Below are 20918 nucleotides of genomic sequence, written 5' to 3' on the forward strand. Positions count from 1 at the left end.
TGATCCGGGCGGGCCGGCTCGGCTCTGTCTGCGAGCGCGACCCCAGGCACAAGGGTCCCCGTGTGCCGTGAAGCGGGCCTCACGGCATACGGGGCCTTGATCAGTTCTTCGAGTAGAGCTCGACGATCAGCTGCTCGGTCAGCTGCGAGTCGATCTGCGCGCGCACCGGGAGCTGGTGGATGAGGATCTGCAGCGAGCCGTCGACGACCTGCATCCAGGCCGGGACGGGACGCTCGCCGAACGTCTGGCGAGCCAGCTCGAACGGGAAGCTCTCGACGGACTGCTTGCGAACCGTGATGATGTCGTACTGCTCGACGCGGTAGCTCGGGACGTCGACGCGCACGCCGTTGACCTCGAAGTGACCGTGCGTCACGAGCTGGCGGGCGTGGCGACGCGTGCGGGCCAGGCCCGCGCGGTAGACCACGTTGTCCAGACGGGACTCGAGGATCTGGAGGAGGTTCTCACCGGTCTTGCCGGGGCGCTTCGCCGCTTCCTTGTAGTAGCGGACGAACTGCTTCTCCATGACGCCGTACTGGAAGCGGGCGCGCTGCTTCTCCTGGAGCTGGGTGAGGTACTCCTTCTCCTGGATCCGGCGACGGCCGTGCTGGCCGGGCGGGAAGGGACGGAGCTCGAAGTTCTTGTCGCCGCCGACGAGGTCCATCTTGAGGCGGCGGGACTTCTTGGTGATCGGGCCGGTGTAACGAGCCATGTTTCTAGTTCTCTCTCTCGCTCAGGCCGGATCAGACGCGACGGCGCTTGGGCGGGCGGACACCGTTGTGCGGCGTGGGCGTGACGTCGCTGATCGCGCCGACCTCCAGGCCGGTGGCGGTGAGCGAACGGATCGCCGTCTCGCGGCCCGAGCCCGGGCCCTTGACGAAGACGTCGACCTTGCGCATGCCGTGCTCCATGGCGCGGCGGGCAGCAGCCTCGGCGGCCATCTGGGCGGCGAACGGGGTGGACTTGCGCGAGCCCTTGAAGCCGACCTGGCCGGCAGAGGCCCACGCGATCACGGCGCCGGTGGGGTCCGTGATCGAGATGATCGTGTTGTTGAACGTGCTCTTGATGTGAGCGTGCCCGTGGGCGACGTTCTTCTTCTCCTTGCGACGAACCTTCGTCACACGAGCCTTGGGAGGCATTTTTCTCCTACGTCAGAACTGAATGTCGGTGAGACGTGATCGCGAGGCGATCAGCGTCACTTGGCCTTCTTCTTGCCGGCCACGGTGCGCTTCGGGCCCTTGCGGGTGCGCGCGTTGGTCTTGGTGCGCTGACCGCGCACAGGCAGACCACGACGGTGACGCAGACCTTCGTAGGAGCCGATCTCGACCTTGCGGCGGATGTCGGCCTGCACCTCACGGCGAAGGTCACCCTCGAGGCGGTAGTTGCCCTCGAGGAAGTCACGAAGCGCAACGAGCTCGGTCTCACCGAGGTCCTTGACGCGGGTGTTGGGGTCGACGCCGGTGGCAACCAGCGCCTCCTTGGAACGGGTGCGACCGACACCGAAGATGTAGGTCAGTGCGACCTCGACGCGCTTCTCGCGCGGAAGGTCGACTCCAACAAGACGAGCCATGTTGGTTTGTCTCCTGATTTCTGTGACGCGGAGGTCTGGAGCAGTGCACCGATCCGGGGTCACGGTCCGCCACACAGAAGGACGGGCCACCGGTCCCCGGCCTCCGTGCCGGGGGTGACGTCCTGCGCCGACACGACGGTCGGTCATCAGGGGCCGGGTGCTGCTTTCATTCACTTGTCTTGCGTGCTGTCGAAGTTCTGTCGACGGCGAGGGTGGTGCTTCTGCTCAGCCCTGGCGCTGCTTGTGGCGCAGGTTCTCGCAGATCACCATGACCCGACCGTTGCGGCGGATCACCTTGCACTTGTCGCAGATCTTCTTGACGCTCGGCTGAACCTTCATCTGCCTGCTGTCTTCAGATCGCGCGCCTGCCACCGCGGGCCCCGGAGGGCACGTGACGATCAGGTGCTTGGTTGTGTAATCGGGAGTTGGTGCCTCGCACTCGTCCCGGCCTGACATGCCCGCTCTCGCGGACCGGTCGCGGCCGGACCCTGGTGCTCAGCGGTAGCGGAAGACGATCCGACCGCGGGTCAGGTCATAGGGCGAGAGCTCGACCACCACACGGTCCTCCGGGAGGATCCTGATGTAGTGCTGTCGCATCTTGCCCGAGATGTGTGCGAGCACCTTGTGACCGTTGGAGAGCTCCACCCGGAACATCGCGTTCGGGAGAGCCTCGACGATCGTGCCCTCGATCTCGATGACACCGTCCTTCTTGGCCATATCCTCCGTCTATCTGTTGGTGGCCGACCCGGACTGAACCGGCCTTTGGGACGTGCCTGGGTGCCGTGCTCGTCGCACAGCGAGAACTCAGGCGCCGAGGCACACGACACCCAACGCACAAGACTACGCCACGGGGGCCCGTTCCCCGAAATCGTGGCCGTGGGGGACGACCCACCCGGACCAACCCCCGTCGGGGCCCTGCGGAAGGTCCTCCCACGGGAGGATCCCGTATGCCGTCGCCTTGGGTAGCGTGCTCGCGTGACCGTCCGGCCCGCACCCCAGGCTGATGCTGCGCCGGCCGCACCCGGCGGGGCGGCCCGGCCGCTCGTCGACCGCGTCGGGGCGATCATCGCCTTGCTCTACTTCGTCACGTCGATCACGGTCGCCGCAGGGCTGGGCCGCAGCGCCTGGTGGGTCAACGTGCGGGACCAGCCTGCGGTCCTCGGCTACGTCGGCATCGGGCTCGGCGCCCTCGCCCTGCTCCTGCTCCCCCGCTTCCCTCGCGCGACGTTCGCGGCGTGCGGGGTGCTCGCCTACCTGCTGTACGCCGTCGGGGCCATGCTCGGGCTGCCGACGGTGCTCATGGCCCTGGTCGCGCTCTTCGGCGTCACCCTCTGGACCGACCGGCGCGGCGGGCTGTGGGCCCTCGCGGCGGCGCTCGGCTCGATCGGCCTCGCCACCGTGCTGCTCCTTCTCCGCTTCGGCTACCTCCTCCCGCCCCTCGAGACCTTCCTGTCCGACCGGGTCGCCGTCTTCCTCTTCAACAGTGCCGCCGTCGTCGTGCTCACCTGGGCCGTGGCCGACCAGGTGCGCGCCGCCCGGGAGCGGGCCGCGCTCCAGGACGAGTCCGCGTCGCACGCGGCCGACGCGGCCGCCCACGAACAGGCCGAGCGCGCTGCCGTGAGCCGCGCTGACGGCCTGGCCGACCGGCAGCGGATCGCCCGCGAGATGCACGACGTCGTGGCGCACGGACTCTCGGTCATGATCGTGCAGGCCGACGGTGCGCGCTTCGCGGCCGCCTCTGACCCGGACGCCGCGACGACCGCGCTCGCGACGATCGCCGCGACCGGGCGGGCCTCGTTGGCCGAGATGCGGCGGCTGCTGGGCGTGCTCCGCGACGACACGACCGGCGTCCCGGAGGCGCCGCAGCCGGGACTGGCCGACATCGAGACGCTCGTGGCGGGCCTCACCGCGGGCGGGAGGGTCGTGCACCTGCGCCAGGAGGGCGAGCTGCTGCCCCACGACGCGACCGAGGGTGACGCCGCGACCGGGCTGACGGCATACCGGATCGTCCAGGAGGCCCTGACGAACGTCATGAAGCACGCCGGCGAGGACGCGACGGCCTGGGTCAGCGTGACGGTCGGACCGAGCCGCGTCGTCGTCGAGGTCGTCGACGACGGCGCCGGCGGGGGCGACGTCGACGGCGGTGCGGGCCACGGCCTGCGTGGCATGGCCGAGCGGGTCGAGGTGCTCGGCGGCTCGCTCCTCACCGGACCTGATCCTCGCGGGGGGTACCGCGTCGTGGCGACACTGCCCCGGCTCGCGGCCGGGGCGACCCGACCCATCGAGGTCGCGCCGTGATCCGCGTCATGATCGTCGACGACCAGGCGCTGGTCCGGGCGGGCTTCGCCATGCTCGTGCGCTCGCAGCCCGACCTCGTCGTGGTCGCCGAGTGCGCCGACGGGCAGCAGTGCCTCGACACCCTCTCGACGGTGCCGGTGGACGTCGTCCTCATGGACGTCCGGATGCCACGGATGGACGGCATCGAGGCCACCCGCCTGATCGTCGAACGCGACTGCGCCACGAGAGTTCTCGTGCTGACGACCTTCGACCTCGACGAGTACGCCTTCACGGCCCTGCGTGCCGGCGCCTCCGGCTTCCTCCTCAAGGACGCGCCAGCCGAGGACCTCCTCGCGGCGATCCGGACGGTGCACGCCGGCGACGCCGTCATCGCGCCGTCGACGACGCGCCGGCTCGTCGAGACGTACGTCCGGAGCGCTCCCGTGGCGCCGGCCCTCCTCGACCGCACGACGGCCCTGACCGACCGGGAGCGCGAGGTCTGGGTGGCCATCGCCAACGGCCTGACGAACTCCGAGATCGCCGAGGCGCTCTTCGTGTCCGAGACGACGGTCAAGACGCACGTCGGCCACATCCTGGCCAAGACCGGTGTCCGCGACCGCGTCGCGCTCGTCGTGCTGGCCTACCAGACGGGCGCCGTGGCGCTGTCCTGAGCCGGGCGAGGGCGCGGACACAGCCGCGTTCTCCACCGGGCCTGCGCCGCGCTCCTCCCGGAGGAGGATGCCGAGCTCGGTCCACGGCCCGATGCGGCCTCGGGCTCGCGCTCCTAGCGTCGAGTCATGATCGAGACAGACCCGTCGGCCACCGCCGCGCTCGCACCCCCGGGGACCACCTCGATGGCCGGCGAGCTCGCCGAGGCCGTCGTCGACCACGGGGCAATCGCGGCGAACGTCCGCACCCTCCGCGCGACCGCCGGCACCCGGCTCATGGCCGTCGTCAAGGCCGACGCGTTCGGGCACGGTGCCGTGCCGGTCGCCCGCACCTGCCTCTCCGCCGGCGCGTCCTGGCTCGGGGTGACCCGCGTCGGCGAGGCGCTCGAGCTGCGTCGGGCCGGCATCACGGCGCCGGTCCTCGCGTGGCTCTTCGAGCCGTCCCGCGCCGAGGAGGCGGTCACCGCAGACGTGGACCTCTCGGTGAGCAGCCCCGGTGACCTCGCAGCGGTCGCCCGCGCGACGGGACGCCCCCGCCTCCACCTCAAGCTCGACACCGGCCTGCACCGCAGCGGCTGCCCCGGCGAGGACTGGGCCGGGCTCGTGTCGGCCGCTGCGGCCCTGGAGTCGGCCGGTCGGGTGCGGGTGGTCGGCCTGTGGTCCCACCTGTCGCACGGCGGGGAGCCGGACGCGGTCGCGACCCACCGCCAGCTGCTCATGTTCCGCGTCGGCGTCGACCTCGCCCGTGCCGCCGGACTGCGCCCCGAGGTCGTCCACCTCGCGAACACGGCTGCAGTGCAGGCGAACTCACGCCACACGGCATACGACCTCGTCCGGGTCGGAGCCGGGATCTACGGGATCGGCGACGGACTGAGCCCCGCGCTGACCCTGCGCACCCGGGTCGTGCAGGTGCGTCGTGTCGCGACGGGTCGCGGGGTCGGCTACGACCACGTCGGCCGCACGACGCGCGACACCCATCTGGCACTCGTCCCGCTCGGCTACGCCGACGGGTTGCCACGCGCCGCGACGGGGCGGGCGAGCGTGTGGGTCGGCGGGCGACGGGCCCCGCTCATCGGCCGGGTCTGCATGGACCAGGTCGTCGTCGACCTGGGCCCGGAGCCGGTCCCGGTCGGCGCCGAGGTGCTCGTCCTCGGAGCGGGCGACCGCGGCGAGCCGACCGCCCGGGACTGGGCGCGCTGGGCCGGCACCAACGAGCACGAGATCTACACGGGCATCGGCGCACGCGTCGAGCGCCGGCACGTCGGGTTCGCCGCGGGCATCCAGCGGCCCCGCGTCGGAATGGAGGAACGATGAGGGTCGCGGTCATCCACGGAGGCACGAGCACCGAGCACGCCGTGTCCGTCGCGAGCGGTCAAGGGATCATCGCCGGCCTGCGCAGCGCCGGCCACGACGTCGTTCCCGTCCTCCTCGAGCGGTCGGGCGAGTGGCGGACCGGCACCGGCTCGGGCGTGCGGCACGCCGCCGAGACCCTGCTGGGCTGTGACGTGGCGGTGCCCGCGCTGCACGGGGTCGTCGGCGAGGACGGCACCATCCAGGGGTTCCTCGAGATCCTCGGCGTGCCCTACGTCGGCTCGCCCGTGGCGGCGAGCGCCGTCTGCCTGGACAAGCAGCTGACGAAGCTCGTCGTGGCCGCGGCCGGGGTGCCGGTCGCACCGGGCCTGCTCGTGCCCTCCGAGCGGGCGGTCGCCGCGACGCGTTCGGCCGGTGAGCTCGAGCGGCTCGTCGACGACGTGACCGCGGCGGGCCTGCTCGGCCCGCTCTTCGTCAAGCCGGTGCACGGAGGGTCGAGCGTGGGGGTCACCCGGATCGACGTCGTCGCCGACCGCACGCACCGCGGGCGGCCAGGGGCCCTCGCTGCGGAGCTGTCGGCGACGCTGTCGGCTGCACTGTCGACGGCCCTGTCGACCGCGCTCGAGGGCGGGACGGACGCCGTGATCGTCGAGGCGGAGGTGGCCGGGCTCGAGGTCGACGTGCCGGTCCTCGAGCTGCCCGACGGGCAGGTGCGGTGCGGCCCGACCCTGCTCGTCGAGAGCGACCCCGACGAGCCGTTCTTCACCGAGACCGCCAAGTACGTCAGTGCCGGGACGCGGTTCACCGTGCCCGCCGGGCTCCCCCCGGAGCAGACCCGACGCCTGGAGCGGCTCGCGACCACGGCCTACCGGGCGCTCGGATGCCGGGGCCTCGCCCGCGTCGACTTCATCGTGGGGCGGGACGGACCGGTGCTCAACGAGGTCAACACCTTCCCGGGCTTCACCCCGGCCTCGCAGTTCCCGCGGATGTGGGCCGCCGCCGGTCTGACCTACCCGGAGCTCGTCGACGTCCTCGTGCGCACGGCGGCGGCACGACCGGTCTCAGCGACCGGCCATCCGGTCGACGCGACCCGCGGCGTGGTCGTCGTATGAGCGCGTCGCCGAGCGACGTCGCGCCGACCGGGTCCACCGGCCCGGTGCTGCTCGCGGACCCGAGGGTCAGCGCCATCCCCGTCGTCGAGGACGGCTCCCCTCTCGTCGACCTCGCCGGCGTCGGGCTTCGGGTCAGTTCTCAGCCGCCGCCTCCGCCGCCCGGTCTCGGCCTGCCGCCCACATCGACCGACCCGGTCCCGGGGGCACGGCCCGGATCGCACCGGCTGGTCCGACGCACGCTGGCCGAGCGTCTCGCGGAGGCGGAGACCCTGCTCCCCGACGCCCTGCGCCTGCTTGTCGTCGAGGGGCTGCGGCCGGTGGGCACCCAGCGGATGATCCATGCGGCGTACCGGGCCCGTCTCGCGACCGAGCGGCCCGGAATCGCCACGCACGCCCTCGACCGGCTCACGAGCAGGTTCGTCGCCCCACCGGCCACGGCGCCGCACGTCAGCGGGGCCGCCGTCGACGTGACGCTCGCCGACGGCGACGGCCGGCCGCTCGACCTCGGCTGTCCCGTCGACGCGACCCCGGAGGAGAGCGGCGGGGCGTGCTACTTCGACGCCCCGGGTCTCGACGACGAGGCACGCCACCTGCGGCGCGTGCTCGCCTGCGCCCTGGTCCCGGCGGGCCTCGTGAACTACCCGACCGAGTGGTGGCACTGGTCGTTCGGGGACCGCTACTGGGCCCACGTCACAGGCAGTCCCTTCGCGGTCCACGGACCGGTGGCTGCCCCGGACCACGCCTCGGACGCTGCCGCGACGCTCAGCCCTCGAGCTCGGCCCGGCGGAGGGTGACGACGCGCTCGAGGACCTCGTCGGGGATCGGCCGCTCGACGCTGAAACGGATCGTGCCCTTGCTCAGGGAGTGCCCCGTCAGGTCGGGTGCGACGGCCTCGACGACGGCGGGGCTGAACGGGAAGACCGACAGGTGCCTGGCCGCGGCCGTGATCCCGAGGAGCGGACGACCGGCGAGGCGCAGGGCCGGCATGCCGTAGCTCGTCCCCTCGTCCGCGTCCGGCGCCACCCGCCGGGCGACGTCGACGACGTGCTGCAGGGCTGCGCGCTGGTCCGGCTCGAGTCCGACGAGGTAGTCAGCGATGGTTCCCACCCGGCCATGGTGGCACCATCGTCCTCGCCACGGGCCTGTTCGAGGCACCCGCTCGCCCGGGTATGGGTGGACGACCCCTCCACGGCCGTCGTCACGACGTCCCTCCACGAAAGGCCATCCATGAGCGCTCGCACCCGCACGCGCACGCGGACCTCGACCATCGTCGTGCTCCTCTGGCTCCTCATCGGCGTCTTCGCCGCCTTCCAGCGCGGCTACTTCGGCTCGTCCGACCCGAGCTGCAGCCGGTTGGCCACGACGGCCGTGACGATCGTCGCCGGCCCGCTCAACTACGTCGGGCTCGACCCGCGCATCGGCTGCTCGACGCCCCAGCCCTCGAACTAGCCCGTGATCGAGGCGGGTGGGAGCGGCATACTGGCCGGGTGACCGAGCCCGGCGCTGACGCCCACGTCCCACCCGCCACCTCCACGCCGTCGGAGGCCCGGGCGACGTCGCCCGACCGCACCGAAAGGGTGACGGCCCCCTCGGAGGCGGAGAGCGTCGAGGACTACTTCGCGCGCATCGCGGCCGCGGCCGGCGACGACGGTCGCCTTCCCGTCGCGGTCGAGGAGATGCCCGGCTGGGACATCTACCCCTACGAGATCGAGGGCCTGCGTCTCAAGCCGGTGCAGCCTCCGGCCGACGAGGAGCCGGCCCGGCGGGGCGAGCAGGCCCGCGACTGCTGGTGCGCCGACGGCTTCGGGGACGCCGACGACCGGCTCGTCTGGTCGAACGCCCGCTGGCGCCTCACGCTCTCCGTCGACACCGGCCTGCCGGTGATGCTCATGCTCATGCCACTCGCGCACCACGACCTGCCCTCCCTGCCGGGCGACCTCGCCGCCGAGATGGGCCAGCTCGTCGTGGCGGTCTCCGACGCCGTCGAGCACGTGCCGAGCGTCGGCCGCGTCCAGCTGGCGAAGTACGGCGACGGCGGCGCGCACCTGCACCTGTTCTTCCTCGGCCGTCCCGCGCGCATGCTCCAGTTCCGCGGGTCACCCCTCATCGACTGGGAGGAGAACCTCCCCCGGGTCCCCCTCGACGTGCTCCGGGCGAACGCGCGCGTCGTCGCCGAGCGGATGGTCGTCCACGTGGGCGGCACGCCAGGGGGCCTCGGCCGCTAGAGCGCTCGCCGCTGGGCGGGTACGCCGGCGACCGCCGCGCCGTGTCGGCCCGGGTCGACGGCGCCCCGTGCCTTCCTCAGACCCGGTGGATCGCCGGTCGCTCGAAGAAGAGCACGGCGACGACGCCGATGAGCAGGACCGCGGCGGGCAGCATCATCGACTCGGCCATCGCATCGGCGAAGCCGCTCGCGACCTGCGCCGGCATCGTCGCTCCGGACCCCTGCAGTCCGCCGAGCTGGCCGGAGATGCCCGGCAGGTCGGCGGCGAGCCGGGCCTCGATGAGGGCCGCGATGGCTGCGCTGCCGAGGACGGCACCGACCTGGCGGGTCGTGTTGTAGACGCCCGACCCGGCACCGGCCGACGACAGCGGCAGGTTGCGGGTGGCGGTCGCGCCGAGCGGGCCCCACATGAAGGCGTTGCCGACTCCCATGAGGGCCATGGGCAGGAGCAGCACCCACGTCTCGGTCTCGGGGTGCATGACGAGGGCGAGCCAGAGCAGCGACAGGGCCGTGAGGCCGATCCCGGCCGCGGTGATGCCGCGCGGGTGGACCCGGTCGGCGAGCCGGCCGGACACGGGGGCCAAGCCACCCGAGATGACGGCCATCGGCGCGAGCAGGAGCGCCGAGGCGGTCGGCGACATCCCGCGCACCGCCTGGGCGTAGAGCATGAGGGGGAAGGCCATCGCCGTGATGGAGAAGCCGATGGTCGTGATCGCGACGTTGGCGAGCGAGAAGTTGCGGTCGTCGAAGAGGCGCAGAGGCAACAGCGGCTCGCGGGTGTTGTGCGCCTGCCACCAGATGAAGACGCCGAGCACGAGCAGACCGACGCCGATGAGGAGCGGCACGGAGACGAACCCGGAGATGGTCCCCCAGTCGTAGGTCTCGCCCTCCTGGACGCCGAACACGACGAGGAACATCCCGACCGCCGAGAGCGCGACGCCGATCCAGTCGAAGCTGTGGCTGTGCGTCTCGAGCCGCGGCACGAGCCGGGCGGCGAGCGCGAAGGCGACGACCCCGACGGGCACGTTGATGAAGAAGATCCACTCCCACCCGGGACCGTCGACGAGCAGGCCGCCGACGACGGGGCCCACGAGGATCGCCACGCCGGCCGTGGCACCCCACAGCGCCATGGCCTGGCCGCGGGAGGCCGCGGGGAACGTGCGGGTGATGACGGCCATCGTCTGCGGCGTCAGCATCGAGGCGCCGAGTCCCTGCACGACGCGGGCGAGGATGAGCCCGGTGATCGTGCCGGTGAGCCCGCACCACAGGGAAGCGAGCGTGAAGACCGTCAGCCCGACGAGGTAGAGGTTCTTCGGTCCGTAGCGGTCGCCGAGCCGGCCCGTGATGAGCAGCGGCGTGGCGTAGGCGAGCAGGTAGGCGCTCGTGACCCAGATGACGCTGTTGACGTCGGTGTCGAGTCCCTTGAGGATCGCGGGTGTCGCCACCGACACGATGGTCGAGTCGACGAGGATCATGAAGAAGCCGATGACCATCGCCCAGAGGGCCGGCCACGGGTTGTGCCCGTCGGGCACCCCGCCCAGCGGCGTCACGGGGGCGGCCCCGGGCGCCACGACCTCTCCCGTCGCGTCGCGTCCGGTCACGTCGGTGGTGCTGTCCTCGCCGGCCACGGTGGCCCCCTCTTCCGCTGCCTGACGCAGCACCTTCGATTGTGCACCCGGGCACCGACAGCCGTCAGGCTCCCGTCGAGGGTCCGTCCGAGGGTCCGTGCGAGGGTCCTTCGAGCGCCCCCGGGACGGACGCCCGACCGGCCCATGACGGCACGGGCCCCTCAGGCGTACGACCAGCGCGTCGCCAGCCACAGCGGGTCGTGGCCGGTGAGCGGCACCATCCGCCACGTCAGGTCGGCGTCGGCGCCGCGCAGACGCGCCTCGATGCGGAAGCGGTGGGGCGTCTCGACGGCGATGACCTCCGCTCGGAAGGTGTCCTCGTCGACCCAGCCGCCGCTCGAGACGACGGGCAGGCTCGCGCCCGCGGCCACGAGCTCCCCCTCACGCCACAGCCCTCGCCCCACAGGGACGCGCAGCCACTCACCGCGCCGGCTGAGCCCGAGCACGACGTCGGGGCCGTCGCGGGTCACGGAGACGGCGGTGTAGTCGGCCGACAGGTCGGAGCCCTCCGAGCGGGTGAACTCGGCGTACTCCGGACCGAGCGCGTCCCCGGACATCGCGGGGATCTCGAGACCGGCGAGGCGCTCGGTGAGGGCACGGTCGGAGTCGGCGGAACCGCTCCCGCTGATGGCCGGCACGACGTGGGCCCACAGCCCGTCGAGGGTGGACTGCATGCGCGACTGCTCAGCGGTGATCGCCACGACCGTGTCGTGCTCGGGCAGCACGACGAGGAACTGGCCGTAGGCACCGTCGCCGCGATAGCCGTGGCGCTGCATCCAGAACGAGTAGCCGTAGCCGCGGCGCCAGTCGTCGTCGGCGTCGGGGTCCTCGCTGACCGGTCCGAACCCGCGGGTGGCCTCGGCGACCCACGCCTCGGCCAGCAGCTGGCGCCCCTCCCACCGGCCACGGTCGAGGTAGAGCTGGGCGATGGAAGCGATGGCCTCGGTGGTCAGGTGCGACCCGGTGAACCCGAGCTCGCGCCCGAGCGGGTCGCGGTGCCAGGGGACGTCGGGCAGCCCGAGGGGCGCGAGCAGCCGCGGTCGCAGCATCTCGGCCACGCCGACCCCGACGACACGCCGCACGATGACGGCGAGCAGGTAGGTCGCCACCTGGTTGTAGGCGAAGACCGTCCCCGGCTGCCGGGTCGGCCGGGTCGCGAAGACGCGCGGGACCCAGTCGTCCCCGTCGCCGCCCTCGCTGCCGCTCAGCCGGTCGAAGACGTGTGCCCACGCGTCCTCCTCGTGCCCGACGGTCATCGAGAGGCAGTGCGTGATCCGCACGTCCTCCCAGCCGTCGGCCACCAGGGCGCGGTCGAGCTCGGGGAAGTGGTCGAGGACCCGGTCGTCGAGCGACAGGCGCCCCTCCTGCAGGAGGAAGCCGACGGCCGTGGCCGTCACCGTCTTCGAGAGGGAGTACGCGAGGTGGACGCGGTTGGCGGCGTACGGCCTCCACCAGCCCTCCGCGACGACGTGTCCGTGACGCACGACCATGAGGCTGTGCAGCCCGAGGTTGTCACGCTCGGCGGCGTCGACGAACGCGTGGATGCCGGCGGCGTCGACGCCCTGCGCCGACGGGGTGCTGCGGGGAAGGCTCACGAGCGTGAGGCTACGCGTCCGGAGCCCGTCGGTGGGTCGGTGACGGCCCCGAGTCGCGCGCGGTCAGGCGGTGACGTCGAGGGGGGCGTATGCCGCCCCGGCAGCAGCGAGGGCAGCCTGGCCACCGTCGACGGCCGTGAGGATCCACAGGCCGTCCTCGCGGACCGCGACCGAGTGCTCCCAGTGCGCGGCCCGCGTGCCGTCGAGCGTCACCACGGTCCAGTCGTCGGCGAGCACCTTGGTGTCGATGCCGCCGAGGGTGACCATCGGCTCGATGGCACCGGTGAAGCCGTCGACGAGCTTGGGCCCCGTCTCGCGCACCGCGTAGTTCGGGATCTGGGGGTCCATGTGCATCTGGGTGCCGATGCCGTGGCCGACGTACTCGTCGATGACGCCGTAGGTGCGACCGTCGCGCGCGGCGGCAGCCTCGATGCTCGCCTCGACGGCGTCACCGACGGCGTAGAGACGACCGCCGACCAGCATCGCGGCGATCCCGGCGTAGAGGCTGGCCTCGGTGGCGTCGATGAGGGCGAGGTCCTCGGGACGACCCGCCTCGCGGCCGCCGACGACGGCGGTGAAGGCCGCGTCGCCGTTCCAGCCCTTGACCTCGGCGCCGCAGTCGACCGAGGCGATGTCGCCGGCCTCGAGGACGCGCGGACCCGGGATGCCGTGGACGACCTCGTCGTTGACGCTCGTGCACAGCGTGTGGCTGTAGCCGGGGACGAGCTGGAAGTTGGGGATGCCGCCGTTGCTGCGGATGAAGTCCTCCGCGAGGCGGTCCAGCTCGAGCGTCGTCAGGCCCGGACGCAGCTCGCTCGCGAGCAGCTCCAGCGTGCGCCCGACGAGCAGCCCCGCCTCACGCATGAGGCGGAGCTGCTCGTCGGTGCGGCCCTGGAGCCGGTTCCGGCGTCCGAACATCGGTGGTCCTTCTCGGTGACGACACCTGACGACGCCTGACGGCGACGTCGCGGCGGTGTGCTCAGGCGTGCTGCGGCAGAGCCGCGATGACACGGTCGGTGACGTCGTCGACGGCACCCATGCCGTCGACCTTGACGAGCAGGCCGGCGACCTCGTAGTGCTCCGCGAGGGGTGCGGTCTCCTTGCGGTAGATCGCCTGGCGCTCGCGGATGACGTCCTCGGTGTCGTCGGCGCGACCCTCGGTCTCGGCGCGCTTGAGCAGTCGCTCGACGATGGCGTCCTCGTCGACCTCGAGCTCGAGGACCGCGTCGAGCGCGTGCCCGCGCCGCGACAGCATCTCGTCGAGCGCGTCGACCTGCCCCGCAGTGCGTGGGTAGCCGTCGAGGAGGAAGCCGTGGGCGGCGTCGTCCCAGGTGAGCCGGTCCTCGACGATCTCGTTGGTGATGTCGTCGGAGACGTAGCCGCCGGACGTGATGATCTCGTGGACCTTGACGCCGAGCGGGGTCTGGTCCTTGATGTTGGCGCGGAAGATGTCGCCGGTCGAGATGGCCGGGACGCCGAGGCGCTCGGCGATCCGGGCGGCCTGCGTGCCCTTACCGGCGCCGGGCGGGCCGAGGATGATCAGTCGCATTAACGGAGGAACCCTTCGTAGTGACGCTGCTGCAGCTGCGCCTCGATCTGCTTCACCGTCTCCAGGCCCACACCGACGACGATGAGGATCGAGGTGCCACCGAACGGGAAGTTCTGGTTGGCGCCCACGAGCACGAGGGCCACGAGCGGGATGAGCGAGACGATCGCGAGGTAGATGGCACCCGGCACGGTGATTCGGGTCAGGACGTAGTTGAGGTACTCGGCCGTGGGTCGCCCGGCCCGGATACCCGGGATGAAGCCGCCGTACTTCTTCATGTTGTCCGCGACCTCGGTCGGGTTGAACGTGATGGACACGTAGAAGAACGTGAAGAAGAGGATGAGCGCGACGTAGGTCGCCATGTAGAAGGGGTGGTCACCCTTGACGAGGTTCTCCTGCACCCACGAGACCCAGCCCGGGTTGTTGCCGTCGGCGCGGGTGTTGAACTGCGCGACGAGGCCCGGCAGGGCGAGCAGGGAGCTGGCGAAGATGACCGGGATGACGCCGGCCATGTTGACCTTGAGCGGGATGTACGTGGACGTGCCGCCGTACATCCGGCGTCCGACCATCCGCTTGGCGTACTGCACCGGGATGCGGCGCTGGGACTGCTCGACGAAGACGACCGCGGCGATGACGAAGACACCGAGGATGAGGATGCCGAGGAAGGTGCCCCAGCCCTTGTTCTCCTTGATGGCCCAGAGCGAGGCGGGGAAGCCGGCGGCGATCGAGGTGAAGATCATGAGGGACATGCCGTTGCCGACGCCCTTGTCGGTGATGAGCTCGCCGAACCACATGATGAGGCCGGTGCCGGCCGTCATCGTCAGGACCATGATGAGGATCGTGACCATCGACTGGTCGGTCATGATCGAGTCGCAGGAGCCGCCGAAGAGGCTGGACGGGTTGCGCGCGAAGGTGACGAGGGTCGCCGACTGGAGGATCGCGAGACCGATCGTCAGGTAGCGGGTGTACTGCGTCAGCTTGCTCTGCCCTGACTGGCCCTCCTCCTTGAGCGCCTCGAAGCGCGGGATGACGACCGTGAGCAGCTGGATGATGATGCTGGCCGTGATGTACGGCATGATCCCGAGCGCGAACACGGACAGCTGCAGCAGCGCACCGCCGCTGAAGAGGTTGGCCAGGTTCAGGAAGCCGCTCTGGTCGCCGCTCTGACCCTTGCTGGCCTGCAGGCAGTCCTGCACGAGGCTGTAGCTGATGCCCGGCGTCGGCACGTGTGATCCGAGCCGGAACAGCACGATGATGCCGAGCGTGAAGAGCAGCTTCTTGCGCAGGTCCGGGGTACGGAACGCGCGTGCGAAGGCGGCGAGCACTGGGTCCTCCTGGGGGGCCGCGGGGTGGCGCGGCGTAATTCATGCAATCCGTGGAAGGTTAACGCAAAGGCGCAGCGCCCCGGGCTCCCACCGCGGTGGCCGACGTCACGTCGGCTCGCGGGTCGGGCGCCCGGGGCGCTGCTCACACGAGATGTGTGGTGTTCACTGAAGCCTGGTCTCAGCCGGCGAGGGCCGTGACCGTGCCGCCGGCGGCCTCGATCTTCTCCTTGGCGGAGGCCGAGAACTTGTGTGCCTCGACCTCGACCTTGACGGAGATCTCGCCCGTGCCGAGGACCTTCACCGGGAAGCCGTCACGGACGGCACCCTTGGCGACGAGGTCGGCGACGGACACCTGACCACCCTCCGGGAAGAGCAGCTGCAGGCGGTCCAGGTTCACGACCTGGTACTCCGTGCGGAACGGGTTCTTGAATCCGCGGAGCTTCGGGAGGCGCATGTGCATCGGCATCGAGCCGCCCTCGAAACGCTCCGGGACCTGGTAACGGGCCTTCGTACCCTTGGTACCACGACCAGCGGTCTTGCCCTTGGAGCCCTCACCACGACCGACGCGGGTCTTGGCGGTCTTGGCTCCGGGGGCCGGACGCAGGTGGTGGACCTTGAGGGCGGACTCGCCCGACTTCTTGGCGTTGTCGGCCATGGTCAGTCAACCTCCTCGACGGACACGAGGTGCGTGACCGTCTTGACCATCCCGCGGATCTCGGGACGGTCCTCCTTGACGACGACGTCGCCAATGCGCTTCAGACCGAGGCTGCGCAGCGTGTCACGCTGGTTCTGCTTGCCACCGATCTCGGAACGGGTCTGGGTCACCTTGAGACGAGCCATCACGCACCAGCCTTCGCAGCCTGGGCCTCGGCCATACCGGCGGCACGGGCCTTGAGCATGGCCGCCGGAGCGACCTCCTCGAGGGTCTTGCCACGACGGGCAGCGACCGACTCGGGGCGCTCGAGCTCGCGCAGGGCCTGGGCCGTCGCGTGCACGATGTTGATGGCGTTGTCGGAGCCCAGCGACTTGCTGAGGACGTCGTGGACGCCGGCGCACTCGAGCACCGCACGCACCGGGCCACCGGCGATGACACCGGTACCGGGGGCGGCGGGGCGGAGCATGACGACACCAGCGGCGGCCTCACCCTGGACGGGGTGCGGGATGGTGCCCTGGATGCGGGGGACCTTGAAGAAGTTCTTCTTGGCCTCCTCGACACCCTTGGCGATGGCCGCGGGAACTTCCTTGGCCTTGCCGTAGCCGACGCCCACCGTGCCGTCACCGTCACCGACGACGACGAGGGCGGTGAAGCTGAAGCGACGACCACCCTTGACGACCTTGGCGACACGGTTGATGGTCACGACGCGCTCGACGTACTGGTTCTTGTCGTCACGGCTGTCGCGGTTGTCGCGGCCGCCGCGGTTGTCACGGCGGTCTCCGCGCTCGGTGCGCTCGCCGCCACCGGCGGGGCCGGTGCCTCGACGCTGCTGTCCGGGCATCAGATGTTCCTCATCTCAACAATTGCGTTCACGAAGTTGCTCACAGGGACAGACCGCCTTCGCGGGCGCCCTCGGCGATCGCCGCGACACGGCCGTGGTACTTGTTGCCACCACGGTCGAACACGACGGCCTCGATACCGGCGTCCTTGGCACGGGCGGCCACGAGCTCGCCGACCTTCTTGGCCTTGGCCGTCTTGTCACCGTCGAAGGAGCGCAGGTCGGCCTCCATCGTCGAGGCCGAGGCCACGGTCTTGCCGACGGTGTCGTCGACGACCTGGACGAAGAGGTGACGGCTCGAGCGCGACACGACGAGGCGGGGGCGCGCCGCGGTGCCGGCGATCTTCTTGCGACCGCGAACCTGGCGACGGATGCGGGCGGCAGCCTTGGACTTACCGCGCTTGATGATCATTGCCATGGCTTACTTACCGGCCTTTCCGACCTTGCGACGGATCTGCTCGCCCGCGTAGCGAACGCCCTTGCCCTTGTACGGGTCGGGCTTGCGCAGCTTGCGGATGTTCGCCGCGACCTCACCGACGAGCTGCTTGTCGATGCCCTGCACCGAGAAGCGGGTCGGGTTCTCGACGGCGAAGCTGATGCCGGCGGGAGCCTGGATGAGGATCGGGTGCGAGTATCCGAGCGAGAACTCGAGGTCCGAGCCCTTCGCGGCGACACGGTAACCCGTGCCGTGGATCTCCATCTTCTTCTCGTAGCCCTCGGTGACACCGAGGACCATGTTGTTGATGAGCGACCGGGTCAGGCCGTGGCGCGAGCGCGAGTCGCGCTCGTCGTTGGGGCGCTTGACCTCGAGGTTGCCCTCGCCCAGCTCGACCGTGATCGGCTGCACGACGGTCAGGGAGAGCTCACCCTTGGGGCCCTTGACGATGACGTCCTGGCCCTCGACCTTGACGTCCACACCCGAGGGGATGGAGACCGGAAGTCGTCCGATTCGCGACATGTCAGTGTCTCCTTACCAGACGTAGGCGAGGACTTCCCCACCCACGCCCTTCTCGTGTGCCTGGCGGTCGGTCAGCAGACCGTTCGACGTCGACAGGATCGCGACGCCGAGGCCACCGAGAACCTTGGGCAGGTTCGTCGACTTGGCGTAGACGCGCAGACCGGGCTTGCTCACGCGACGCACGCCGGCGATGGAGCGCTCGCGGTTCGGGCCGTACTTGAGGTCGATGGTCAGCGTCTGGCCGACCTCGGCCTCCTCGATCTTCCACGAGGCGATGTAGCCCTCGCTCTGGAGGATCTCGGCGATGTTCTTCTTCAGCTTCGAGTACGGCATGGAGACGACGTCGTGGTGCGCCGAGTTGGCGTTCCGGACGCGGGTCAGCATGTCCGCAATCGGGTCAGTCATGGTCATGTGGGCTCTCCGCCCTTCCTCACCGGGGTTTCGACCGGGGCTATCTGCCCGGCGACGGCTGGGCCGTCGTGTGGCCGACCTACGGTGTCAGAGGTGTGTTGGTCTTGGGGTTGCTCTGGGCTCGGGAAGCCGATTACCAGGAGCTCTTGGTCACGCCCGGCAGCTCGCCCGCGTGAGCCATCTCGCGAAGGCAGATGCGGCAGAGGCCGAACTTGCGGTACACCGAGTGCGGGCGACCGCACTTCTGGCAACGGGTGTACGCGCGGACCTTGAACTTCGGCTTCCGGTTCGCCTTGTTAACGAGCGCGGTCTTGGCCATGTCAGTTCTCCTTGAAGGGGAAGCCGAGCTGCTTGAGCAGCGCGCGACCCTCGTCATCGTTGGTCGCCGTGGTGACCACGGTGATGTCCATGCCTCGCACGCGGTCGATCCGGTCCTGGTCGATCTCGTGGAACATCGACTGCTCGGTCAGGCCGAACGTGTAGTTGCCGTTGCCGTCGAACTGCTTCGGCGAGAGGCCACGGAAGTCACGGATGCGTGGGAGGGCGATCGTCACGAGACGGTCGAGGAACTCCCACATGCGGTCACCGCGCAGCGTCGTGTGGGCGCCGATGGGCATGCCCTCACGCAGCTTGAACTGGGCGATCGACTTGCGAGCCTTCGTCACGACCGGCTTCTGACCGGTGATGGCGGTGAGGTCGCGGACGGCACCCTCGATGAGCTTGCTGTCCTTGGCCGCGTCGCCGACACCCATGTTGACGACGACCTTGACGACGCCGGGAACCTGCATGACGTTGGCGTAGCCGAACTGCTCGAGCATCGAGCTCTTGATCTCGTCCTGGTAGCGCTGCTGAAGGCGCGGCTTGGTGCTGGTGTCAGTCATTCTCAGAGGTCCTTGTCCGACTTGACCGCGACACGGACGCGGGACGCCTTCTGACGGCCATTGCGCTCGACGGTCTCGACACGCGTCTTGACGCGGGTCGGCTTCTTCGACTCGGGGTCGACGATCGCCACGTTGCTCACGTGGATCGCGGCCTCGGTGTGCGTCAGGCCACCGGTGCGGGTGCCACGGGCGGTCGCGCCGGCCTTGACGTGCTTGGTGACGCGGTTGATGCCCTCGACCAGCACACGCTGGGTCTCGGGGTAGACCGCGATGACCTTGCCCTGCTTGCCCCGGTCGCCGCCGTTCTTCTGGCTGCGGCCGGAGATGACCTGGACGAGGTCGCCCTTCTTGATCTTCATCTTGCTGATGGTGGTCTTCGCCATGTTCACAGCACCTCCGGCGCGAGCGAGATGATCTTCATGAACTTCTTCTCGCGCAGCTCACGGCCCACCGGGCCGAAGATGCGGGTACCACGAGGGTCACCGTCGGCCTTGAGGATCACCGCAGCGTTCTCGTCGAACTTGATGTAGGAACCGTCGGCGCGGCGACGCTCCTTGACGGTGCGGACGATGACGGCCTTGACGACGTCACCCTTCTTCACGTTGCCGCCAGGGATCGCGTCCTTGACGGTGGCGACGATGGTGTCGCCGATGCCGGCGTAGCGACGGCCCGAGCCGCCGAGAACACGGATGCAAAGGATTTCCTTGGCACCGGTGTTGTCGGCGACGCGCAGCCGCGACTCCTGCTGAATCACTGTCTAACTCCTGTCGTCGTGCTGGTTCTCACCGGTTGCCCGGATGAGCCTTGCCGAACGGAAATGGGGGGTGGCTTACTTGGCCTTCTCGAGGATCTCGACAATGCGCCAGTGCTTCGTCGCGGAGAGCGGACGCGTCTCCATGATGAGCACGCGGTCGCCCACGCCGGCCTCGTTCTGCTCGTCGTGCGCCTTGACCTTGCTGGTGCGGCGGATGACCTTGCTGTAGAGCGCGTGCTTGACGCGGTCCTCGACCTCGACGACGACGGTCTTGTCCATCTTGTCGCTCACCACGTAGCCCTGACGGGTCTTGCGGTAGTTGCGCTCACTCGCCTGGTCGCTCACGACCTTCTCCTGCTCGCTCATGCGTCAGCCTCCTGCGCCTTGTCAGCCTTCTTGGCCTTCTTCTCGGCCTTGTCAGCCTTCTCGGCCTTGTCAGCCTTCTCGGCCTTGTCGGCCTTCTTGTCGGCCTTGGCAGCCTTCTTCTCGACCTTCTCGGCCTTCTCCGGCGCCTTGGGGGCGGCGGGGGCCGAGCCGATGCCGAGCTCGCGCTCACGCATCTCGGTGTAGATGCGCGCGATGTCCTTCTTGACGGCGCGCAGACGGCCGTGGTTGTCCAGCTGGCCGGTGGCCGACTGGAAACGCAGGTTGAACAGTTCTTCCTTGGCCTTCTTCAGCTCGTCCGCCAGCTTCGTGTCGTCCAGACCACGCAGCTGCTCGGGAGCCAGGTCCTTGGTTCCGACTGCCATCAGATGTCACCACCCTCACGCTGAACGAAGCGGCACTTCATGGGGAGCTTGTGCATCGCGAGGCGCATGGCCTCACGCGCCACCGGCTCCGCCACGCCCGAGATCTCGAACATGACGCGACCCGGCTTGACGTTGGCGATCCACCACTCCGGCGAACCCTTACCGGAACCCATGCGGGTCTCGGCGGGCTTCTTGGTGAGCGGACGGTCGGGGTAGATGTTGATCCACACCTTGCCGCCACGCTTCATGTAGCGGGTCATCGCGATACGAGCGGACTCGATCTGACGGTTGGTCACGTAGGCCGGCTCGAGAGCCTGGATGCCGTAGTCACCGAAGGCGATCGTCGTGCCACCCTTGGCCGCACCGTGGCGGTTCGGGTGGTGCTGCTTGCGGTGCTTGACTCGACGGGGAATCAACAT

Annotated in this window: 31 protein-coding genes; 7 read left to right on the forward strand and 24 right to left on the reverse strand. The window is 70.1% G+C overall.

Annotated features, from left to right (window positions below):
* Positions 1-100 precede the first annotated feature (100 nt).
* The 5 genes from rpsD to infA form a co-directional block, all read right to left on the reverse strand.
* Positions 101-709: a 30S ribosomal protein S4 gene (rpsD, locus tag AB4Z14_RS10810; RefSeq protein WP_045191881.1), complete on the reverse strand. Its 609-nt coding sequence runs from the start codon at positions 707-709 to the stop codon at positions 101-103.
* A 31-nt stretch (positions 710-740) separates the two neighbouring features.
* A complete protein-coding gene (rpsK, locus tag AB4Z14_RS10815; RefSeq protein WP_020143208.1) occupies positions 741-1136 on the reverse strand; it encodes a 30S ribosomal protein S11 in 396 nt (131 codons plus the stop codon).
* 56 nt (positions 1137-1192) lie between these two features.
* The gene (gene rpsM, locus AB4Z14_RS10820) at positions 1193-1567 is read right to left on the reverse strand and encodes a 30S ribosomal protein S13 (RefSeq protein ID WP_020143209.1); all 375 of its coding nucleotides are present in this window, start codon (positions 1565-1567) and stop codon (positions 1193-1195) included.
* A gap of 225 nt (positions 1568-1792) precedes the next feature.
* Positions 1793-1906, reverse strand: coding sequence for a 50S ribosomal protein L36 (rpmJ, locus tag AB4Z14_RS10825; RefSeq protein WP_006592630.1), 114 nt, complete (start codon positions 1904-1906; stop codon positions 1793-1795).
* 156 nt (positions 1907-2062) lie between these two features.
* Complete coding sequence (infA, locus tag AB4Z14_RS10830) at positions 2063-2284, reverse strand: translation initiation factor IF-1 (RefSeq protein WP_013493543.1); 222 nt, start codon at positions 2282-2284, stop codon at positions 2063-2065.
* Between the two features lie 258 nt (positions 2285-2542).
* Between infA and AB4Z14_RS10835 the strand changes: the two genes are divergently transcribed.
* The 5 genes from AB4Z14_RS10835 to AB4Z14_RS10855 all read left to right on the forward strand — a co-directional run bounded on the left by AB4Z14_RS10835 (position 2543) and on the right by AB4Z14_RS10855 (position 7729).
* Complete coding sequence (locus AB4Z14_RS10835; protein ID WP_442275193.1) at positions 2543-3865, forward strand: sensor histidine kinase; 1323 nt, start codon at positions 2543-2545, stop codon at positions 3863-3865.
* An 8-nt stretch (positions 3866-3873) separates the two neighbouring features.
* Positions 3874-4515, forward strand: coding sequence for a response regulator (locus AB4Z14_RS10840; protein WP_442275384.1), 642 nt, complete (start codon positions 3874-3876; stop codon positions 4513-4515).
* A 126-nt stretch (positions 4516-4641) separates the two neighbouring features.
* Complete coding sequence (gene alr / locus AB4Z14_RS10845) at positions 4642-5826, forward strand: alanine racemase (protein ID WP_442275194.1); 1185 nt, start codon at positions 4642-4644, stop codon at positions 5824-5826.
* The gene (locus tag AB4Z14_RS10850; RefSeq protein WP_442275195.1) at positions 5823-6935 is read left to right on the forward strand and encodes a D-alanine--D-alanine ligase family protein; all 1113 of its coding nucleotides are present in this window, start codon (positions 5823-5825) and stop codon (positions 6933-6935) included. Before alr ends, AB4Z14_RS10850 begins: the two co-directional genes overlap by 4 nt.
* A complete protein-coding gene (locus AB4Z14_RS10855) occupies positions 6932-7729 on the forward strand; it encodes a M15 family metallopeptidase (RefSeq protein ID WP_442275196.1) in 798 nt (265 codons plus the stop codon). Before AB4Z14_RS10850 ends, AB4Z14_RS10855 begins: the two co-directional genes overlap by 4 nt.
* On the opposite strand, the gene AB4Z14_RS10860 is transcribed toward AB4Z14_RS10855, so the two are convergent.
* Positions 7698-8042 (reverse strand): iron chaperone, encoded by a 345-nt coding sequence (locus AB4Z14_RS10860; RefSeq protein ID WP_442275197.1) that lies wholly within the window; start codon positions 8040-8042, stop codon positions 7698-7700. The genes AB4Z14_RS10855 and AB4Z14_RS10860 overlap by 32 nt on opposite strands.
* Before the next feature lie 120 nt (positions 8043-8162).
* On the opposite strand from AB4Z14_RS10860, the gene AB4Z14_RS10865 reads away from it, so the two are divergent.
* A complete protein-coding gene (locus AB4Z14_RS10865; protein ID WP_442275198.1) occupies positions 8163-8384 on the forward strand; it encodes a hypothetical protein in 222 nt (73 codons plus the stop codon).
* Between the two features lie 38 nt (positions 8385-8422).
* A complete protein-coding gene (locus tag AB4Z14_RS10870) occupies positions 8423-9160 on the forward strand; it encodes a hypothetical protein (protein ID WP_442275199.1) in 738 nt (245 codons plus the stop codon).
* A gap of 76 nt (positions 9161-9236) precedes the next feature.
* Here AB4Z14_RS10870 and AB4Z14_RS10875 read toward each other — a convergent pair whose 3' ends face one another.
* The 18 genes from AB4Z14_RS10875 to rplP form a co-directional block, all read right to left on the reverse strand.
* Positions 9237-10652, reverse strand: coding sequence for a DHA2 family efflux MFS transporter permease subunit (locus AB4Z14_RS10875; RefSeq protein WP_442275385.1), 1416 nt, complete (start codon positions 10650-10652; stop codon positions 9237-9239).
* Positions 10653-10948: 296 nt separating this feature from the next.
* Positions 10949-12382 carry a serine hydrolase gene (locus tag AB4Z14_RS10880; protein ID WP_442275200.1) on the reverse strand — a complete coding sequence of 478 codons (1434 nt, stop codon included), beginning with the start codon at positions 12380-12382 and terminating at the stop codon, positions 10949-10951.
* A gap of 63 nt (positions 12383-12445) precedes the next feature.
* Positions 12446-13300, reverse strand: coding sequence for a type I methionyl aminopeptidase (gene map, locus AB4Z14_RS10885; protein WP_442275201.1), 855 nt, complete (start codon positions 13298-13300; stop codon positions 12446-12448).
* 61 nt (positions 13301-13361) lie between these two features.
* A complete protein-coding gene (locus AB4Z14_RS10890) occupies positions 13362-13931 on the reverse strand; it encodes an adenylate kinase (RefSeq protein WP_442275202.1) in 570 nt (189 codons plus the stop codon).
* The gene (gene secY / locus AB4Z14_RS10895; protein WP_442275203.1) at positions 13931-15253 is read right to left on the reverse strand and encodes a preprotein translocase subunit SecY; all 1323 of its coding nucleotides are present in this window, start codon (positions 15251-15253) and stop codon (positions 13931-13933) included. Before secY ends, AB4Z14_RS10890 begins: the two co-directional genes overlap by 1 nt.
* 178 nt (positions 15254-15431) lie before the next feature.
* Positions 15432-15908, reverse strand: coding sequence for a 50S ribosomal protein L15 (gene rplO / locus AB4Z14_RS10900; protein WP_020143225.1), 477 nt, complete (start codon positions 15906-15908; stop codon positions 15432-15434).
* A gap of 2 nt (positions 15909-15910) precedes the next feature.
* Positions 15911-16093, reverse strand: a complete 183-nt coding sequence (gene rpmD, locus AB4Z14_RS10905) for a 50S ribosomal protein L30 (protein ID WP_020143226.1) — start codon at positions 16091-16093, stop codon at positions 15911-15913.
* Positions 16093-16749: a 30S ribosomal protein S5 gene (gene rpsE, locus AB4Z14_RS10910; protein WP_020143227.1), complete on the reverse strand. Its 657-nt coding sequence runs from the start codon at positions 16747-16749 to the stop codon at positions 16093-16095. Before rpsE ends, rpmD begins: the two co-directional genes overlap by 1 nt.
* A gap of 40 nt (positions 16750-16789) precedes the next feature.
* Positions 16790-17164, reverse strand: coding sequence for a 50S ribosomal protein L18 (gene rplR / locus AB4Z14_RS10915; RefSeq protein WP_056752819.1), 375 nt, complete (start codon positions 17162-17164; stop codon positions 16790-16792).
* Between the two features lie 3 nt (positions 17165-17167).
* On the reverse strand, positions 17168-17704 hold the full coding sequence (rplF, locus tag AB4Z14_RS10920) for a 50S ribosomal protein L6 (RefSeq protein ID WP_028785452.1): 537 nt from the start codon (positions 17702-17704) through the stop codon (positions 17168-17170).
* Between the two features lie 12 nt (positions 17705-17716).
* Entirely contained in the window at positions 17717-18115 is a 399-nt protein-coding gene (gene rpsH, locus AB4Z14_RS10925; RefSeq protein ID WP_020143230.1) for a 30S ribosomal protein S8, read from the reverse strand.
* 133 nt (positions 18116-18248) lie between these two features.
* Complete coding sequence (locus AB4Z14_RS10930) at positions 18249-18434, reverse strand: type Z 30S ribosomal protein S14 (RefSeq protein ID WP_020143231.1); 186 nt, start codon at positions 18432-18434, stop codon at positions 18249-18251.
* A 1-nt stretch (position 18435) separates the two neighbouring features.
* Positions 18436-18996: a 50S ribosomal protein L5 gene (gene rplE, locus AB4Z14_RS10935; protein ID WP_056752812.1), complete on the reverse strand. Its 561-nt coding sequence runs from the start codon at positions 18994-18996 to the stop codon at positions 18436-18438.
* A gap of 2 nt (positions 18997-18998) precedes the next feature.
* On the reverse strand, positions 18999-19379 hold the full coding sequence (rplX, locus tag AB4Z14_RS10940) for a 50S ribosomal protein L24 (RefSeq protein WP_056771076.1): 381 nt from the start codon (positions 19377-19379) through the stop codon (positions 18999-19001).
* Positions 19380-19381: 2 nt separating this feature from the next.
* Positions 19382-19750 (reverse strand): 50S ribosomal protein L14, encoded by a 369-nt coding sequence (gene rplN, locus AB4Z14_RS10945; protein WP_020143234.1) that lies wholly within the window; start codon positions 19748-19750, stop codon positions 19382-19384.
* Between the two features lie 75 nt (positions 19751-19825).
* On the reverse strand, positions 19826-20116 hold the full coding sequence (gene rpsQ / locus AB4Z14_RS10950; RefSeq protein WP_020143235.1) for a 30S ribosomal protein S17: 291 nt from the start codon (positions 20114-20116) through the stop codon (positions 19826-19828).
* Entirely contained in the window at positions 20113-20499 is a 387-nt protein-coding gene (gene rpmC / locus AB4Z14_RS10955; protein ID WP_344254811.1) for a 50S ribosomal protein L29, read from the reverse strand. Before rpmC ends, rpsQ begins: the two co-directional genes overlap by 4 nt.
* The gene (gene rplP, locus AB4Z14_RS10960; RefSeq protein WP_020143237.1) at positions 20499-20918 is read right to left on the reverse strand and encodes a 50S ribosomal protein L16; all 420 of its coding nucleotides are present in this window, start codon (positions 20916-20918) and stop codon (positions 20499-20501) included. The genes rpmC and rplP overlap by 1 nt, the downstream gene beginning before the upstream one ends.

Source organism: Terrabacter sp. 2TAF16 (assembly GCF_052115065.1).
Classification (GTDB): Bacteria; Actinomycetota; Actinomycetes; order Actinomycetales; family Dermatophilaceae; genus Terrabacter.